This is a genomic window from Bradyrhizobium sp. Kon69 (assembly GCF_055807515.1).
The window spans coordinates 78,709-96,206 of the sequence record NZ_JBVVOS010000012.1 but is presented as its reverse complement, the minus strand read 5'-3'; the positions used below and the strand labels follow the sequence as shown (position 1 = coordinate 96,206).

The window sequence follows — 17,498 nt, the reverse complement described above, 5'->3', positions numbered from 1 at the left end:
CCGCATTGAGCAACGCGGAGGGCTTCCGATCCCGCCTCCGCTTTGATATGAAGCCCCGGTAACCCGCTCTGCGGGTTCCGCGGTCCCGTAGCTCAGCCGGATAGAGCGACGGTTTCCTAAACCGTAGGTCGGAAGTTCGAGTCTTCCCGGGATCGCCAGTTTTTCATCAGCCGCAGTCATGGTTTGCCACGCCGATCGGCGCAAAAATTGCTAGAAGCGAACGGCTTCCTTCCTTGCTGGCCCGGCTGATGTGCCCGCCAGCCACGCCCCACTATCCCATCCGGAGACGACAATGCCTTTCGACTTGATCCTGCGCGGCGGCCGTGTGGTCGACCCGTCCCAGAAGCTCGACGCCGTGACCGATGTCGCCTTTGCCGGCGGCAAGGTCGCTGCGATCGGCGCCGGGCTCAAGGCTGATCCGGGCACTGACGTGCGCGACGTGTCTCGCTACATCGTGACCCCGGGGCTGATCGATCTCCACACCCATGTCTATTGGGGCGGCACGTCGCTCGGCATCGACGCCGAGGAATTCTGCCGCCTCTCCGGCGTCACCACCGCGGTCGATACCGGCAGCGCGGGGCCGGGCAATTTTGCGGGCTTCCGCAAGCATGTGATCGAGCCGAGCCAGGTCCGCATTCTCGCTTATCTGCATGTCTCGCATGCCGGCATTTTCGGCTTCTCGCACCGGATCATGGTGGGCGAGAGCGAGGAGCTGCGGCTGATGAATCCGATCGAGGCGGCCAAGGTGGCCGATGCCAACCGCGACCTCATCGTCGGCATCAAGGTGCGCGTGGGTTTGCACTCCTCGGGCACGTCGGGCGTCGTGCCGCTCGATATCGCGCTCGAGGTCGCGAACGAGGTCGGCATGCCCCTGATGGCGCATATCGATCATCCGCCGCCGAGCTACGAGGAGGTGCTGGCGCGCCTGCGCCCCGGCGACGTGCTCACCCACGCGTTCCGGCCCTTCCCCAACACGCCCGCGACCGCGCAGGGCACGGTGAAGCGGGCGGTGCTCGACGCGCGCGAGCGCGGCGTGCTGTTCGACATCGGCCACGGCAAGGGCTCGTTCGCGTTCAAGACCGCGCGCGCCATGCTCGCCAACGGCTTCTATCCGGACACCATCTCGTCCGACATCCATCAGCTCTGCATCGACGGCCCGGCCTTCGACCAGGTCACGACCCTGTCGAAATTCCTGTGCATGGGCATGCCGCTGTCCGACGTCATCGCAACCTCGACCGTCAACGCCGCGATGGCGCTGCGGCGCCCCGAGCTCGGCAGCCTCAAGCCGGGCAGCGTCGGCGACGCCACGCTGATTTCGATCAAGCAAGGCCAGTTCGACTATGAGGACGTCGTCGGCGAGCACCTGATCGGTGACCGCAAGATCGTCTCCGAAGGTGTCGTGATCGGCGGCCGCTGGTGGCATCCGAATTGAGCGGCGCTAGCCCCGCTCGCGATAGAATTGCAGCAGCCGCGCGCCTGCCGGAGAAAGCCAGTCGGGCGCACCGGTGATGTAGCCCTCGACGTGACCGCTCGCTCCGACGAGATAGGTGATGGGCATGCCGACGAGGGAGAACGGCGCGATCGACGCTTCGGCCGCCGCGCCATAGGCGTCGACATAGCAAGCGAGTTTCTGCACGGCGAGGCCGCCGAGGAACGAGCGGATCTTGCGCAGGTCTTTGGTATCCGTGCAGATCGCGACAACATCGAGCCGGTCGGGCCGCGATCCCGCGAGACTTGCGAGCACAGGCAGATCGAGCCGGCAGGCCGCGCACCAGGTGGCCCAGAAATTGACGAGGGTGATGCGGCCCGGCGTCGCGCTCAACGCGACGTCCTTCCCGCCAGTGTCTTGAACCCTGAGCGTTGGCATCGACGCGCGCGGCCGCACCAGCGTGAACTGACTGCGGCCGGCCTCGAGCACCGGCGGCCAGCCTTCCTGCGCATCGGCCGCGCGCAAGGAGGCAAGAAGCGCCGGCATGGCCATCAAGATCGATCGCCGCGACGGCAATGGACCGCTTTCGCGCGCCTCGTTACGCATGGATGTAGGCCCAGCCCTTGAGCTGCAGATCGACCACGCGTCCGATCCCGAACGGCACGAGGCTGGCACCTGCTATCAGCGGAATCGGGACCTGCTCCTTGGCTTCGGCGATCGCTTTTGACGATGCGCACATGCTGTAGGTGAGATTGGGCACCGACTGCCGCAGCGTCGCGAGCGGCTCGACCAGCGGGGTCTTGTCCGCCCGGAAGACGTCGATGCCCTTGCCGTTGGCGACGACCTCGATCAGCAATCGCGCGCCCCTGTCCGCAAAGTGCTTCGAGAGGTTAGCCGAGTAGCTGATCGCGTGACCCATGACATAGGGCTCGTTGCTGTCGATCAGGATCACGACGCCGTCGGCGAGACGATCCTCCTTGGCCGCGGCGGTGCCGCCGGCCGTGAGGATCGCGGTGCCGGCGAGCAGGCCCCTGCGGGACCATCCGTTGGCGGAGATCATGGCCGCGGCGCTCGCCGATCAGAACCGGCGTGGCGCGATCGGCGCCTTGCGGTCGCGGCCCCAGAGCACGAACAGGCTGAGCGCGAGCAGAACGACGTTGAGCGGCGTGACCGGCGCCTCGCCGCGCGAGATGTGGAAGACGAGCGCCAACACCTGCAACATGGAGCAGCCCAGCGCGGCCAGCACCGTCAGCCGGGGCAGGACCCGCGTCAGCGCCGGCAGCAGGATGCCGATTCCGCCGGCGAGATCGACCAGCCCGATGAACCGGACGAACGTTGCGGAATACTGGCCGGCCCAGGGCATCATCGCGGCAAGCTCTGGAATCGGCGTCAGCAGCTTGACCAGCCCGGCTGCGGTGAAAACGAAAAAGAGCAGGCCCTGTGCGATCCAAAGGCCGATACGAATGGCGCGGCCGGGGGAGGCAGTCTCGAATGCGGTGGTGGACACGGTGGTTCTCCAAAAGGTGACGGTCGCCACCATTTGATAGTTTCCTCATATTTGATCATTATGCGTCCCAGGATTAGTTCATTTCCTGGGTGTTGATGATTTCATGGATTCTTTGGTCAGCATGAGGGTGTTCTGCCTGGTCGCCGAGCTGAAGAGCTTCGCGACCGCGGCGCAACGCCTGCGCATCTCGCCCGCGATGGCGAGCAAACACGTGATGCAGCTCGAGAAGCGGCTGGGCACGAGACTGCTCAACCGCACCAGTCGGCGCGTCAGCCTGAGCGAAAGCGGAGCGCTCTATTTCGAGCAGACGCGGCAGATGCTGGATTCGCTTGATGAGGTCGAAGCCGCCGTCAGCAATGCGACGGTCGTTCCGCGCGGCACGCTGCGGTTGACCGCGCCGGTGTGGATGGCGAACACGATCTTCGCGGGCGTGCTGGCGGACTACCAGGCGCGCTATCCGGAGGTGCGCCTCGATGTCGATCTCAGCGGACGGATGGTCAATCTGGTCGAGGAGGGATTCGATCTCGCCCTTCGCGCAACCGGCGCGCCCGATGAGGCGCTGATCGCGCGGCCCATCACCAAGGTTGCGTTCCTTATGGTCGGCGCGCCCGCTTATCTCGATCGCGCGGGGCGCCCGACCAAACTTGCCGATCTCGCCGGCCAGGCGATGCTGCACTACGCGCTGTACCCGGGTGAAAGCGTCTCCTTCGAGGGCGAGCACGGCACCGAGACCGTCAAGCTCAATCCGGTGCTGCGCAGCGGCAACGAAACGCTGCTGCACATGGCAGCGCTCGAAGGCATGGGCCTCGCCTTCCTGCCGAAATGGCTGGTCGCGGAGGATATCGCCGCCGGCCGCCTCGAGCACGTCATGCCCGAGCAGGTCCTGTTCGAGGGCAAGCTGTTCGCGGTCTATCCCAGCCGCAAATACCTTTCCGCCAAGGTCCGGACGTTCATCGACTTCGTCGCGGCGGACAAGCGGATGAGATAGCCGGCTATAGCGATCTGATTACAGCGACCTCGCGATCAACAGCTTCATGATCTCGTTCGTCCCGCCATAGATCTTCTGGATGCGGGAATCGATGAAGATGCGCGAGATCGGATATTCCTGCATGTAGCCGTAGCCGCCGAACAGCTGGAGGCATTCGTCGGCGGTCTCGACCTGCTTCTCCGAGCACCAGTATTTCGCCATCGACGCCGTGACGGTGTCGAGGTCCTTGGCGACCAGCCGCTCGATGCACCAGTCGACGAAGACGCGCGCGATCATCGCTTCGGTCTTGCGCTCGGCGAGCTTGAAGGCGGTGTTCTGGAAATCCATCAGCGGCTTGCCAAACGCTTTCCGCTCGTTGGTGTAGTCGACGGTGAGTTTTATTGCGCGCTCCATCGCGGCGACCGCGCCGACCGCGAGCGCGAGGCGCTCCTGCGGCAATTGCTGCATCAGCTGCACGAAGCCCTGGCCTTCCTCGCCGCCCAGCAGGTTCTCCGGCGGCACCGCGACGTTGTCGAAGAACAGCTCGGACGTGTCGGAGGCATGCAGGCCGATCTTGTCGAGGTTGCGCCCGCGCTTGTATCCATCCGCGCCTGAGGTTTCGACCACGATCAGCGAAATGCCCTTGGCGCCGACATCGCCGGTGCGCGCGACCACGATGACGAGATCGGCGGCCTGGCCGTTGGTGATGAAAGTCTTCTGTCCGTTGATGACGTAGGAATTGCCCTGCTTCCTGGCCGTGGTCTTGATGGCCTGCAGATCCGAGCCGGTGCCGGGCTCGGTCATGGCGATGGCGCCGACCATCTCGCCCGACGCCATCTTCGGCAGCCAGCGCTTCTTCTGCTCCTCGGAGCCGTAATTGAGGATGTAGTGCGCGACGATGGCGCTGTGCACGGAGACGCCGGTCGTCAGCTCGGGTACCGTGCTTTCGAGGTCGTCGAGCACGGCGGCGTCATAGGCGAAGGTCGCGCCGAGGCCGCCATATTCCTCCGGCACGCTCGCCAGCAGCGCGCCCATCTCGCCAAGCCCGCGCCAGGCAAAGCGGTCGACCATCTTCTGCTCGCGCCATTTTTCGGCATGCGGGGCCAGATCCTTGGCAAGGTATTTCCGGAACTGATCGCGGAAGATTTCGAGCTCTTCGGTCATCCAGGAGGAGCGGTAGGACATGAAAACCTCGGTTGATGCAGTGTTCCGGCTTGGTAGGCCAGTCGGCAGCGGCAATTATTGTGTTTTCAGGCTGCGCCGGTGACGCTACCAAGGCGGCCGGAGCAGCATCTGTCGGGATGGTTGATTGTGGCTGTCAAAACTCAAACCGTCAAAACCAAAGAGCTCAAGCTCGACATCGCGCGCATCGGCACGGTCTCCGCGATCCTGATGCAGCCGGACAAGGCGCGCGCCTGCTACGTTCTGGCGCATGGTGCCGGTGCAGGAATGCGGCACGCATCGATGGACAGGATTGCGGAGGGGCTCGCTGCTCGCGGCATCGCGACCTTCCGCTTCAATTTTCCCTACATGGAGAACAAGCTGGGCCGTCCCGACCAGCCGGCGGTCGCCCATGCCACGATCCGCGCGGCAGTCGAGGAAGCCGCGCGGCTCTGCCCCGGTGTGAAGCTCGTTGCGGGCGGAAAATCCTTCGGCGGGCGCATGACCTCGCAGGCGCAGTCCAAGACTCCACTGCCTGGTGTCAAAGGGCTCGCCTTCCTCGGTTTTCCCCTGCACGCCGACAAGAAGCCGTCGACGGAGCGCGCCGAGCATCTCGCCCGTGTCGAGATCCCGATGCTGTTCCTGCAAGGCACGCGCGACGGGCTTGCCGATCTCGGCCTCCTCAAGCCGGTCATCGCCGCTCTTGCCCCCAAAGCGACGCTGCACGAGATCGAAGGCGGCGATCACTCTTTCGCGGTGCTGAAAAAATCCGGCCGTAGCAATGAAGAGGCGCTTGCGGAGGTGCTTGATGCGCTGGTGGTCTGGATCGACCAACTCGCCTGAAATCTCACGACGAATATAGCCCCTTGTCGCGCGCCTTCTGGATCGCCAGCGCGGCGATCAGGTCGAGCGTCGGCGTCGACAGGCCGGCGGTGCGCGCGAAGGCTTGGGGCGCCTTCACCAGGACGTCGATCTCCATGGCGCGGCCGAGCTCGTAGTCCTGCAGCAGCGACGGCTTGTGATTGGGGGCGGGGCCGCTGCGTGATACGCGCTTGACCTCGGGGATGAAGTGCTGGGCGATCTCGTTGGCCTCGTTCAGCATCCGCGGGATGACCTCGGCGAACGCAGGATCGTCGCGCACGCCGCGCGCGGTCTGGCCGGTGAGCAGGCACAGCACCGACAGTGACATGTTGGTCAGCAGCTTTGACCAGATCGCCTCGCGGATCTCGGCGACCGGCGGCGATTCCAGCCGCGCGTCGGTGAAGACACCGCGCAGCGTCGTGATGCGCTCGCAATTGCGGTCGTCGCATTCGCCGATCAGCAGGCGGTTGCGGTCGGGCGTCAGGTTCTGCACCACGCCGGGCGCGATCACCTCATTCGAGGAGAAGACCACGCCGCCGACGATCCGCTCCTTCGGGATGCAGGCGCGCAGGCGTCCGCCCGGGTCGAGGAAGGAGATGTCGGGCGGGGTCGGGTGCCGCGGCGGCAGGCCGATCCCGTACCACCAGGGAATGCCGTTCTGCGCGAACACGATGGCGGTGTCGTCCTGCAGCAGCGGCTTGAGACTGGAGACCAGCCCGGTCAGCGCGGTTGCCTTCAAGGTGCTGATCACGACGTCCTGCGGGCCGAGCTGGGCCGGATCGCCGGAGGCGTTCACCTTGGCGGAGACCTCGGAATCGCCGACGCGCAGCTTCAGGCCGTTGGCCCGGGCTGCCTCCAGGTGCGCGCCGCGCATCACGCACGCGACCTCGTGGCCGGCGCGGGCCAGCCTGACCGCGAGATGGCTGCCGACGGCGCCCGCGCCGAAAATGCAGATGCGCATGTGATGTCCGTCCCTGATCCCTTAATGCCGCCCCGCGGCAGCATGACACAAGCCGCCATGCGATGGACGCGGCCGCCCTACGCTCGAAAGATATGGATCAAGGCGCGGAGCCTCGGTCATAGTGCGCGCCAAACAAACGAGCGGAGGAACAAAGATGACCGACAGCCCCGTCCTGTGGACCCTGGATGCGCGTGGGGTTGCGACCGTCACGTTGAACCGGCCGGAGGTCAACAACGCCTATGACGGCGCGTTGATCGCGGGCGTGCTCGCGGCCATGGACGATCTCGGCAGCAAGCCCAACCTTCGCGTCGTCGTGCTCAAGGGCAACGGCAAGCATTTCCAGGCCGGCGCCGACCTCAAATGGATCAACGGCGTGCGGCCGCAATCGACTGATGCGAACGAGGCCGCGTCGCGGGCGACATTCGAGGCCGTGCAGCGGCTCAACACACTGCCGATCCCGACGGTCGCGCTGGTGCAGGGCGGCTGCTTCGGCGGCGGCACCGGCGTGATCGCAGCCTGCGACGTCGTGATCGCGGCCGACAACGCCCTGTTCTCGATCACCGAGGTGCGCTGGGGCCTGACCGCGGCCATCATCATCCCGCAGCTCTGCGATGCCATTGGCGTACGGCAAGTCCGCCGCTACGCGCTGACAGGTGAACGTTTCGGCGCCGAGGACGCCCGTCGCATCGGCCTCGTCCACGAGGTGGTGCCGCTCGCCGATCTCGACCCCGCCGGCGCGAAGGTGATCGAGCAGTTGCTTGCCAACGGACCTGAAGCGATGGCCGAGACCAAGCGGCTGGCACTGGAGAGCTCGTTCGGCGGAATGGCGGTGGACGATGCCGCCTACGAGCGGCTCGTGCACCTGCATTCGGTCAAGCGCCAGAGTGCGGAAGCCGCGGAGGGGCTGGCGTCGTTCGCGGAGAAGCGCGCGGCGAATTGGAGTGGCGGCAAGGCCTGAGCGCGCCGCTCAGCAGCAAGCCGATACGATCTGCATCGTGCACCATCCCCAAATCGTGCACGCGGGATCGATCCGAATCCCCGTAATTCCGCGGGGCCATCCTTAAGAGTTCAATCATTCCCGACCATTATGGTTACGACAATTGTCACGCCATGGTGTCGGATGCACAGAGAAGTTCTGGGATTTTGGAAGGCCGGATCGATCGTCGCGGCGGCAACGCTGCTGGTCCTGCATCCGGTTGCCGCTTCACCTCGGCTGGTCTCTCTGGCGTTCAATTCCCAGCTTGGGAGCCCGCAGCAGATCGGGGCGGATGAGTTTCGCCAGAAGCTGGTGGCATTGCCCGGCAAGCCCATCGTGATCGACCAGCGCGCCACCAATGCAGTCGGCAGCGAGAACGCCATTCTCGCAGCGACGCAGTCCGGCGCTGTCGATATGGCGGTGCTGTCGGGTTCGGTGGTCAGTGCGGTCGTCCCCGAACTCGGCGTGTTCGACATTCCCTTCCTGTTTCGCGATACGGCTCACGCCAAGGCCGTGGCGCAAGGTCCGGCCGGCGCGGCAATCGCCGCCAAATTCGGCGACAAGGGGCTGACCTTGCTGGCGATTGGCCGACAGGGCTTCCGCAACATCACGAATTCCAAACGACCCGTTCGCAGCCCCGAGGATATCAAGGGTCTGAAGATTCGTGTCATCCCGAACCCGATCTATCAGATGACGTTCAAGGCGCTCGGTGCCGAAGTGGTCCCGATGGAATTTCCGCTGGTCTATACCGCGCTCAAGGACGGCCGGCTCGATGGGCAGGAAAATCCGGTGCCGACCATAGCCGGATCCCGTCTCTATGAAGTCCAGAAATACCTCACATTGACCGGCCACTTCTTCGCGCCGGTCGTGTTCATCGCCAACCGGGCCATGTTCGAGCAGCTCACTCCGGCCGACCAGGCCACGCTGATCGCGCAGGCAAAGGCGGGAGCGGAGGCGACATGGCAGGCGAAGCTCGATGCCGCGTCGCTCGAGCAGGTGCGCAGCGGCGGCATGGACGTGATCGAGAAATTCGATCGCCAACCCTTCGTCGACGCGGTCAAGCCGCTCGATCAGGAATTCGAGAAGCGGTTCGGCAAGGATCTGCTCGCCACCATCCGGTCCACCCAGTAAGGATTTCGGAATTCCCATGAAATTATCGCACATGATGTCCCGGGTCGGTGTTCGTCCGCGCGTGTTTGGCGGTTTCGCGCTCGTTCTCAGCTTTCTGGTCGTGCTGGCGGGCTTCGCCGTAGTCCAGGTCGAGCGGATTGGCGGAACGGTCAATGACCTCGTGACCAGCGCTGCCGGCGACGCCGGCATGTCACAGGCGCGTGCCGCGCTTTTGGAAGCGAACTCGGCGGTCGAGAAATTCATCCGGACATGGAATGTCGGCGACAAGGATGCCGCAGCCAAGGCGATCGACGGCGTGGGCAAACTGGCCGATCAGGCCGATCGGCAATTCGGCAAGCTGCAAGCGATCGCGGAAGGCATCGGCCCGGTCAAGACGGCGCTGGAAACCTATCGTTCGTCGTTCACCGCGGCGGCGGATGCGGCGGATCGGCTGCGCGCCGCCACCACGAAGACTGACGCCCAGGGCGCGGCCGCCGGCCTCAATGTCAGCGGCATTCAGGTTGCGCTTGCCAATCGCTCGGATGATGCGGAACGGCTTGTCAACCCGATGCGGCTGGCCGGCGTCGTCGACGCGTTGCGCGTCACCGTGATGCGCTATGGGTCCACTTTGTCGACGGGCGATGCGGACGACGCCAGGCAGGCGTTGTCCTACGCCCAGTTGGCGATCGCAGACACCGAGGCCGAGCTGGCGACGGCGGACGCCCCCAAATTGAAGACGCTGGTCGCAGCACTCAAGACCGCGATCGCCGCCGACACGACGGCGCTCGAAGAGGTCATCAAGGTTGCCGCCGATCTGCGCGCCAGGCAGGCCGAACTGAAGAAGGCGAGTGCAGCGATCGACGATCAGGTCAACAAGATCAATGCGAAGCTCGGCACCGTGCGCGCCGAGCAGGGTGACAAGACCTCGGCGGCGGTCGATCAAACCAAACAGACCGTCATCGCGACCGCGGCCGGCGCGCTGCTGCTGGGAGCGGTGCTCGCATGGCTGATCGGAGCCAGCGTATCCGGCCCGATTCGCGGCATGACGGACCGGATGCAATCGCTGGCGGCGGGCGAGCTCGATGATGCCATTCCGGGCGGCGAATCGCGCGACGAAATCGGCCGCATGGCGCGTGCCGTCGAGGTGTTCCGCGAAAACGCGCTGGCGGTTCGTCGTATGGAAGGCGAGGCCACGGCACAGCGCGAAGCCACCGAGGCCGACCGTGCCCGCATGATGTCTGATCTTGCCGGCCGCTTCGAGCAGGGCATGCAGGGGGTGATTGCCGGTGTCGGTGGCCGCGCCGACGACATGGGGCGCAGCGCCGAGGAGTTGGCAAAGGTCGCCGAGCGTGGTCGCGGGCTCGCCGAAGCGGTCGCGACCCGCGCCGAGCAGGCATCGATGAACGTGCAGACCGTCGCCTCCGCCACTCAGCAACTGGCGGCTTCGATCCGCGAAATCTCGAGCCAGGTGCACCGCTCCGTCGCAGTCTCGAACCGGGCGACTGACGAGACCAACCGGACCTCTGATTTGATCCATGGGCTGTCGGATGCGGCTGAAAAGATCGGCACTATCATTCAATTGATTCAGGCCATCGCCAGTCAGACCAATCTGCTGGCGCTGAACGCGACCATCGAAGCGGCGCGCGCCGGTGACGCCGGCCGGGGCTTCGCGATCGTCGCCAGCGAGGTCAAGAGTCTCGCCACCCAGACAGCGCAGGCGACCGAGCAGATCGCCAGCCAGATCGCGACGATCCAGAGTGCGACCGGCCAATCGGTCCAGGCGATCAAGCAGTTCGGCACCACCGTCAAGGAAATGGCCGACATCGCCACCGCGATCGCCGCGGCGGTCGAAGAGCAGGGCGCGGCAACGGGCGAAATCGCGCGCAACGTCGAAGAGGCGGCTAACGGCACCACGGCGGTGACGCAGGAAATCGGTCAGGTGCGCGCGGTGGCGGGCGAGACCGACGCGGGTGCCGAGGCCGCTCTTACGGTCGCGGCGGCCCTCAAGCAGCAGGCGGATTCGATGAAGTCGAACGTCGACGATTTCCTCCACACTATCCGCTCGGCGGCCTGAATTCCCGTTGAAATAGGCGACGCCGCCGGTGCAAACGAAACGGGCTTACAGCACCGGCAACAGCGAGCTCTTCAATTCGCGCAATAGCGCCTGAACCGCTGCAGCCTGGACCCGTCGCTCGGGAATGGTGGCCTTGACCCATAAATCGGGGATTGGAAAATCCGGCAACACGACCTGCAACGTGCCTTGGCGTAGAGCCTCTTCCGCAAGGTAGTGCGAGATGAAGGCGATGCCGTTGCCGGCGATCGCGCTTTTCACGAGCACGTGGCCCTCGTTCGAACTCAACAGCGGCCGGACCTGAACGGTGATACGGTCGCGCGGCCCGTCGAACACCCAGTCCGGGCCGGTGGGAAGAAAACTCAGGCAACGATGATCGACCAGATCGCGCGGGTGTCGCGGCATGCCGTGCGCGCTGAGATAGGCCGGCGACGCGCACAACAGGCGCTTCAATCGGCATAGGGGCTCGTCGACCACGCCGCCAAACGAATGCGGGAACGCGCCGATGGCGATATCGAAGCCTTCCGTCACCGGATCAACGGGACGATCGATTAAGACGATTTCGAGCTTCAGCTTCGGGTTTTGGGTCTGGAACGCACTGAACACATCGGCAAGCCGGGCGATGGTCAGCGATGTCGGTGCCTTGATACGCAAATGATCGATAAGATCATGTCCTTTCTCGCCCATGCGCGACAGGAGATCGCCGACATCGGCGACCACGCTCCGCGCCCTCTGGACATATTCCTGGCCGGCCGCGGTCAGCCGCAATTGCCGCGTCGAGCGATGAAACAGCGGCGTGCCGATCCGCGCCTCCAATTGGGTGACCCGCTTTGCGACCACCGAAGTTGCGACATTGAGTTTTCTCGCCGCGGCGGAAAATCCGGCGGCGTCTGCGGTGGCGAGGAAGGCTTGGAGGTTCACGAGGACGTCCATTTCCCACCTTTCTCGATTCGTGAAAGCTGATCGTGTATTTTGGTGGATTGTAGCCCGGCACGCGTTAATTCATAGTCGGCCCAAGCAAGAGATTTCGGGAGCAGGACGCGCCATGCGGGCCACGACGATCGAAGAACCGGCACGCCATGTGCCGATCTATGGCGAATATGAAGTGGTCGTGCTCGGCGGCGGTCCGGCCGGCATCGTGGCGGCGGCCTCAGCTGCGCGCGCTGGGCGGAAGACGTTGCTGATCGAGCGCTACGGCTTTCTCGGCGGCATGGGGACCGCTGCCGGCGTCACCAATTTCTGCGGCCTGCATGGCAATGTCTACGGCGAGGCTCATCGGCTGGTGCAAGGCATGGCATCGGAGCTGCTGGCGCGGATCGACCATTTGAACGGACTCAATGCGCCGCATCTGATTCTCGGCAAGGTCTTCGCCCAGGCTTACGACACCGCCGCCTATAAGATCGCGGCCGACCAGCTGCTCGCCAGCCACAAGGTGCACATCCTTTTCCACGCGCTCGGTGCCGGCGTCGTGATGGGCGATAACAGCCGCATCGACGCGCTGATGGTCGAGACCAAGGCCGGCCGGCAGGCGGTGCGATCCGAGATCTTCATCGATTGCTCCGGCGACGGCGATCTCGCGGTTTGGGCCGGCGCGCCGTTCGAATTCGGCGACGAGCACGGCCATCCGATGTATCCCTCGATGATGCTCCGTCTCAACGGCATCGATCCCGCGAAGGCGGGCGATGCCTGGCGCACCATCCCACAATTGATGGAGCAGGCCACCGCCGCCGGCACGCACACATTCCCGCGCAAGAGCGCGATCGTGCGGCCGCAAAAGTCCGGCATCGAATGGCGGGTGAACTTCACCCAAGTGGCGCGCGAGGACGGCCACGCCATCAACGGCATCGAGCCTGACGATCTCACCCGTGGCGAGATCGAGGGCCGCAAGCAGGCGCTGGCCGCGTTCGAATTCCTGCGCACCGTGCCGGGCTTTGAAAAATCCTACATCGTCGACCTGCCGCCGCAGCTCGGCATCCGCGAAACCCGCCGCATCAATGGCGGCTATCAGCTCAGCGGCGCGGACGTGCTCGGCTGCGCCTCGTTCGAGGATTCCATCGGGGTCAATGGCTGGCCGATCGAGGCCCATGTCCCCGGCGACGTCGTCTTCACCTTCCCGCCGATCCCGGAATCGCGAGGCTATAACGAGCTGCCTTACCGCATGCTGGTGCCCGAAGGCGTCGACAATCTGCTGGTCGCCGGCCGCTGCGCCTCGATGACCCATGAAGGCCAATCGGCGGCCCGGGTCTCCGGTGCCTGTTTCGTGATGGGGGAGGCCGCCGGTTCCGCCGCCGCGCTGGCGCTGTCCGGAAACCGGATCCCGCGTGACATCCCCGTTGAAAAGCTGCAGGAAACGTTGAAACAACAGGGCGCCTTTATCGGCCGGGACCAGCCCGTGCCCGAAGGGCTCTGACGGACTGCAAAAACGACCAAAAGAACCACTGGAGGAAACGGGATGATCGGGATTGTACGGCTCGCGCTAGCTGGCCTGATGGCGATCACGGCGATGGGCACGGCGCGGGCCGAGGACGCGCTGAAGGCCAGGATCGGCGTGCTCCGCCTGTCGTCCTCCGCGCCCGTCTTCATCGCCCAGGACAAGGGCTATTTCCGCGAGGCCGGCCTCGACGTCGAGCTGAAATTCTTCGATGCGGCGCAGCCGATCGCGGTCGCGACCACATCCGGCGACATCGATTTCGGCGTCACCGCCTTCACCGCCGGTCTCTACAATCTCGCCGGCAAGGGCGTGCTCAAGGTGATCGGCGGCATGAGCCGCGAGAAGGCCGGCTATCCCCTGATCGGCTATTTCGCCAGCAACAACGCCTATGCGAGCGGCCTGAAGACGCCGAAGGACCTCGCGGGCAAGCGCGTGGCGATGACGCAGGTCGGCTCCTCCTTTCACTATTCGCTCGGGCTGCTTGCCGACAAATACGGCTTCAAGCTCGCGGACGTGAAGATCGTGCCGCTGCAATCGCTGTCGAACGCGGCGGCCGCGCTGAAGGGCGAAACCGTGGATGCCGCGCTGCTGCCGATCTCCACCGCGCGAAAGCTGATGGACGACGGCGGTGCGAAGTTCCTTGGCTGGGTCGGCGACGAGACACCCTGGCAATTGGGCGCGGTGTTCGCCTCGCCGAAGACGCTGACCAACAAGGTGCTGGTGACGAAGCTGCTCGGCGCTTTGGCAAAGGCCGACCGCGAATATCACGACGTCATCCTTGCCGCGATGAAAGACGGTGTCGCGCCGATCAATGACAAGACAAAGCCGCTGCTGGAGATCATCGCCAAATATACAAATCTCCCGGTCGAGCAGGTGGTCGGCAACTGCGCCTATATCGATCCCGACGGCAAGCTGGATGTGAAGAACGTCGACAACCAGATCAAATGGCTGCAGGAGCAGGGCTTTGCCGACAAGGGTTTTGACGCGAATGCGATCATCGCAAAGGAATTTGTGAAGGCGGATTGATGATGCGCGCTCGCAACGATCTCCGTCATCCCCGCGCAACGGCAAAGCCGTTGTCGCTGGAGGTGCTCGCGAAGCGAGCCTCGAAGGATGCACAGCCCGGATGCAGTCGCGCCCTCAGTGTCGTCCCGGCGAAGGCCGGGACCCATAACCACCGAATTGAATTTGGCGAAGACAGGCAATGACCACTTTGCGCCACACTGCCACTCGGCGTATGGGTCCCGGCGTTCGCCGGGACGACACTGAGGCCATGACATGGACCTGATCGCCAACCACATCACCCATCGCTTCGGCGAACTCGCCGTGCTCGACGACGTCTCGTTCACCGTCAGCGCGGGCGAGGTGGTGGCGATCGTGGGGCCCTCGGGCTGCGGCAAGAGCACGCTGCTGTCGATCCTCGGCGGGCTGTTGCTGCCGACCTCCGGCGCGCCCGAGCTGCGTGGATCGCCGCCGGCGGACAGTCTCAATCCGCTCACCTTCGTGTTCCAGGACTTTGCGCTGTTGCCCTGGGCCAATGTGGAGGAGAACGTCGAATTCCCGCTGCTGCACACCCAGCTCTCGGCCGTGCAGCGCCGCGCGCTGGTCGACGACGCCTTGCGCCGCACCGGCCTGACCGATTTTCGTAAAACCTATCCAAAGCAGCTGTCCGGCGGCATGCGCCAGCGCGTCGGCATTTCGCGCGCGCTTGCGGTACGTCCCGCCATCCTGCTCATGGACGAGCCGCTCTCGGCGCTGGATTCGCAGACCCGCGAACTGCTGATGGAGGATTTCGTCCGGCTGCTCGCCGATGGCGGCATGGGCGCGGTCTATGTCACGCATAATCTCGAAGAGGCGGCGCGGCTTGCCGACCGCATCGTGGTGCTGTCGCGGCGTCCTGGCCGCATTCGCGAGGTCGTGAGCGTGCCGATGACGCGCACGGAGCGCGGTGACATTGCAGCCCGTGAAAAGCTGCTCGCGCTTCAGAACCAGATCTGGTCGCTGATCCGCAACGAGGCGATCGATGCCGAGCGCGAGGTCCAGCATGCTTGATCGCGCGCCAGTGGGACCATCTGCGAAGGATGAAGCGGTCCGGCGCGTCCGCTTTCGCGGCGCCGGCTTCGTGCCGGCGAGCAGCCGCTTCGGCGGCTGGATCGCGCTCGCGCTGGTCATTGCGATCTGGCAGGCGGCGGGCAGCACCGGCCTGGTCAATCCGCTGTTCCTGCCGCCACCATCGGCGATCGCGCGGGCGATCTACCAGCTCGCGATCTCAGGCGCACTGTGGCAGCACCTTTCCGCGTCGCTCCTGCGCATCGGTGTCGGCTGGCTGCTCGGCACGGCGGCCGGTGTCGCGGTCGGCTTTGCCATCGGCCTGTCGCGGCTGGCGCGCAGCGTCGGCATCACCTTCATCTCCGCGCTGTTCCCGATCCCGAAGATCGCGCTGCTGCCGCTGTTGATCCTCTGGCTCGGCATCGGTGAAGAGCCCAAGATCGCGACCATTGCGCTCGGGGTGTTCTTCTCGACCGCGATCTCGGTCTATAGCGGTGTCGACGCGGTGCCGCGCAATCTGATCCGCATGGCGCAAAGCTTCAACGTGCCGTTCGCCACCATCGTGCGCAAAGTGGTCTGGCCGGGCGCGCTGCCCGCGATCCTCGCCGGCTTCCGCATCACGTCGTCGGTGGCGCTGCTGCTCGTCGTCAGCGCCGAGATGATCGGCGCGCAATACGGCATCGGCGCGTTCGTGCTGCAGGCCGGCAATTTGATGCAGACGGATCAGCTGCTCGCGGGCGTGGTGATCCTGTCGGTGTTTGGGTTGATCGTGGGAAGGGTGATCAACTGGCTGGAGACACGGCTGCTGCACTGGCGTTAGCCATAGTCGCTGCTGCCGTAGGGTGGGTTAGCGAAGCGTAACCCACCACCTTGTGTCGACGTGGAGAAACCGATGGTGGATTACGCCTTCGGCTAATCCACCCTACGACATTCACGCATTCCCCCGATCTTCCCGGAACAAATCCAGCTTCTGCTGCACGGGCCGATCCGAGAAGCTGAACAGCACCGCATCCATGTCCGCCTCGTGCGTGACCCATTGCCAGCTCGGCACCACGAACAAATCGCGCGGGCCCCATTCGAAGGTCGCTTCCCCGATGCGGGTACGGCCGTGGCCTTCGATCGGACAGAACACCGTTGCGTCCGTCGCACGATAGCGCGCGGTCTTGAAGCCCTTGGGCAGCAACTGGATGAAGGTGCCGATGGTCGGCATCGCGAAGTCGCCGGTCTCGGGGTTGCTGAATTTCAGCTTCAGCCCGTGACAGGCGTCCCACTCCTGACTCGTGCGGGCTTTCTCCAGTGCTTCGCGCGTGTAGGCATAGGGATAGCTGAAGATCGGCGAGGTCTTCGAGCTCCGCTTCACGTCGACCGGCAGCAGATTGTGGCCGTAGCGCGCGAAGCTGTCGCCGGCGGGCCTCGTAATCTTCTGCTGGTCCTCGTTGGAGCCTTCCGCGAAGGAGCAGTCGAAGAACTGCACCAGCGGAATGTCGAGACCGTCGAGCCAGAACATCGGCTGGTCGGTCTCGTTGGAATGATCGTGCCAGGTCATCGACGGCGTGATGATGAAGTCGCCTTGCTCCATCGCGGTGCGCTCGCCGTCGACCGCGGTGTGGGCGCCCTTGCCTTCGAGCACGAAGCGCAGCGCCGATTGGCTGTGCCGGTGGGCGGGCGCGACGTCGCCGGGCACCACCATCTGCACGCCGGCATAGAGCGACGTGGTGATCTTCGACTGCCCGCGCAGGCCGGGATTTTCCAGCACCAGCACGCGCCGCTCGGCTTCTTTCGCCGTGATCAGCCTGCCGGCTTCAGTCATGTAGTCGCGGATGATGTCGAACTTCCACAGATGCGGCCGGCAGGCGCTCTTCGGCTCCGGCGTGATCAAATCGCTCATGACGGTCCAGAGCGCGGTGAGATTCTCGCCGTCGATCTTCTTGTAGAACGCCTCGCGTTCCGGCGTCTTGGTCACGGCTTCCATGGT

At 64.8% G+C, this 17,498-nt stretch carries 17 protein-coding genes and 1 tRNA gene; 11 read left to right on the top strand and 7 right to left on the bottom strand.

Annotated features, from left to right (window positions below; all coding sequences use genetic code 11):
- The first annotated feature begins 81 nt into the window (after positions 1-81).
- A tRNA-Arg gene (locus AC0L3U_RS17760) sits at positions 82-158 on the top strand.
- Between the two features lie 134 nt (positions 159-292).
- The gene (locus AC0L3U_RS17755; RefSeq protein ID WP_473362577.1) at positions 293-1,432 is read left to right on the top strand and encodes an amidohydrolase/deacetylase family metallohydrolase; all 1,140 of its coding nucleotides are present in this window, start codon (positions 293-295) and stop codon (positions 1,430-1,432) included.
- Positions 1,433-1,438: 6 nt separating this feature from the next.
- Here the strand turns inward: AC0L3U_RS17755 and AC0L3U_RS17750 are convergent, their stop codons facing one another.
- From AC0L3U_RS17750 to AC0L3U_RS17740, 3 genes are read right to left on the bottom strand one after another with little or no spacing between them, the layout of a single operon-like run.
- Positions 1,439-1,981, bottom strand: coding sequence for a TlpA family protein disulfide reductase (locus AC0L3U_RS17750; protein ID WP_473362656.1), 543 nt, complete (start codon positions 1,979-1,981; stop codon positions 1,439-1,441).
- 46 nt (positions 1,982-2,027) lie between these two features.
- The gene (locus tag AC0L3U_RS17745; RefSeq protein WP_473362576.1) at positions 2,028-2,489 is read right to left on the bottom strand and encodes a DsrE family protein; all 462 of its coding nucleotides are present in this window, start codon (positions 2,487-2,489) and stop codon (positions 2,028-2,030) included.
- 18 nt (positions 2,490-2,507) lie between these two features.
- Positions 2,508-2,969, bottom strand: a complete 462-nt coding sequence (locus tag AC0L3U_RS17740) for a DoxX family protein (protein ID WP_473362575.1) — start codon at positions 2,967-2,969, stop codon at positions 2,508-2,510.
- Positions 2,970-3,039: 70 nt separating this feature from the next.
- On the opposite strand from AC0L3U_RS17740, the gene AC0L3U_RS17735 reads away from it, so the two are divergent.
- A complete protein-coding gene (locus AC0L3U_RS17735) occupies positions 3,040-3,924 on the top strand; it encodes a LysR family transcriptional regulator (protein WP_473362574.1) in 885 nt (294 codons plus the stop codon).
- An 18-nt stretch (positions 3,925-3,942) separates the two neighbouring features.
- On the opposite strand, the gene AC0L3U_RS17730 is transcribed toward AC0L3U_RS17735, so the two are convergent.
- On the bottom strand, positions 3,943-5,088 hold the full coding sequence (locus AC0L3U_RS17730) for an acyl-CoA dehydrogenase family protein (RefSeq protein WP_473362573.1): 1,146 nt from the start codon (positions 5,086-5,088) through the stop codon (positions 3,943-3,945).
- A 120-nt stretch (positions 5,089-5,208) separates the two neighbouring features.
- Here AC0L3U_RS17730 and AC0L3U_RS17725 point away from each other — a divergent pair, with 120 nt between their 5' ends.
- Positions 5,209-5,907: an alpha/beta hydrolase family protein gene (locus tag AC0L3U_RS17725; RefSeq protein ID WP_473362655.1), complete on the top strand. Its 699-nt coding sequence runs from the start codon at positions 5,209-5,211 to the stop codon at positions 5,905-5,907.
- Positions 5,908-5,911: 4 nt separating this feature from the next.
- On the opposite strand, the gene AC0L3U_RS17720 is transcribed toward AC0L3U_RS17725, so the two are convergent.
- Complete coding sequence (locus AC0L3U_RS17720; protein ID WP_473362572.1) at positions 5,912-6,886, bottom strand: ketopantoate reductase family protein; 975 nt, start codon at positions 6,884-6,886, stop codon at positions 5,912-5,914.
- A 154-nt stretch (positions 6,887-7,040) separates the two neighbouring features.
- On the opposite strand from AC0L3U_RS17720, the gene AC0L3U_RS17715 reads away from it, so the two are divergent.
- The 3 genes from AC0L3U_RS17715 (at position 7,041) to AC0L3U_RS17705 (ending at position 11,046) form a co-directional block, all read left to right on the top strand.
- On the top strand, positions 7,041-7,844 hold the full coding sequence (locus AC0L3U_RS17715; protein ID WP_473362571.1) for an enoyl-CoA hydratase-related protein: 804 nt from the start codon (positions 7,041-7,043) through the stop codon (positions 7,842-7,844).
- 162 nt (positions 7,845-8,006) lie between these two features.
- Complete coding sequence (locus AC0L3U_RS17710; protein ID WP_456766519.1) at positions 8,007-8,993, top strand: TRAP transporter substrate-binding protein; 987 nt, start codon at positions 8,007-8,009, stop codon at positions 8,991-8,993.
- 16 nt (positions 8,994-9,009) lie between these two features.
- Entirely contained in the window at positions 9,010-11,046 is a 2,037-nt protein-coding gene (locus AC0L3U_RS17705; RefSeq protein WP_473362570.1) for a methyl-accepting chemotaxis protein, read from the top strand.
- Positions 11,047-11,091: 45 nt separating this feature from the next.
- Here the strand turns inward: AC0L3U_RS17705 and AC0L3U_RS17700 are convergent, their stop codons facing one another.
- Positions 11,092-11,976 (bottom strand): LysR family transcriptional regulator, encoded by an 885-nt coding sequence (locus AC0L3U_RS17700; protein WP_247363017.1) that lies wholly within the window; start codon positions 11,974-11,976, stop codon positions 11,092-11,094.
- Between the two features lie 112 nt (positions 11,977-12,088).
- Here AC0L3U_RS17700 and AC0L3U_RS17695 point away from each other — a divergent pair, with 112 nt between their 5' ends.
- The 4 genes from AC0L3U_RS17695 (at position 12,089) to AC0L3U_RS17680 (ending at position 16,343) form a co-directional block, all read left to right on the top strand.
- Positions 12,089-13,453, top strand: a complete 1,365-nt coding sequence (locus tag AC0L3U_RS17695; RefSeq protein ID WP_473362569.1) for an FAD-dependent oxidoreductase — start codon at positions 12,089-12,091, stop codon at positions 13,451-13,453.
- A 42-nt stretch (positions 13,454-13,495) separates the two neighbouring features.
- On the top strand, positions 13,496-14,500 hold the full coding sequence (locus AC0L3U_RS17690; protein ID WP_473362568.1) for an ABC transporter substrate-binding protein: 1,005 nt from the start codon (positions 13,496-13,498) through the stop codon (positions 14,498-14,500).
- Between the two features lie 252 nt (positions 14,501-14,752).
- Positions 14,753-15,526, top strand: a complete 774-nt coding sequence (locus tag AC0L3U_RS17685; protein WP_473362567.1) for an ABC transporter ATP-binding protein — start codon at positions 14,753-14,755, stop codon at positions 15,524-15,526.
- A complete protein-coding gene (locus tag AC0L3U_RS17680) occupies positions 15,519-16,343 on the top strand; it encodes an ABC transporter permease (RefSeq protein ID WP_473362566.1) in 825 nt (274 codons plus the stop codon). Before AC0L3U_RS17685 ends, AC0L3U_RS17680 begins: the two co-directional genes overlap by 8 nt.
- Before the next feature lie 111 nt (positions 16,344-16,454).
- Here AC0L3U_RS17680 and gtdA read toward each other — a convergent pair whose 3' ends face one another.
- The gene (gene gtdA / locus AC0L3U_RS17675) at positions 16,455-17,495 is read right to left on the bottom strand and encodes a gentisate 1,2-dioxygenase (protein WP_473362565.1); all 1,041 of its coding nucleotides are present in this window, start codon (positions 17,493-17,495) and stop codon (positions 16,455-16,457) included.
- Positions 17,496-17,498 lie beyond the last annotated feature (3 nt).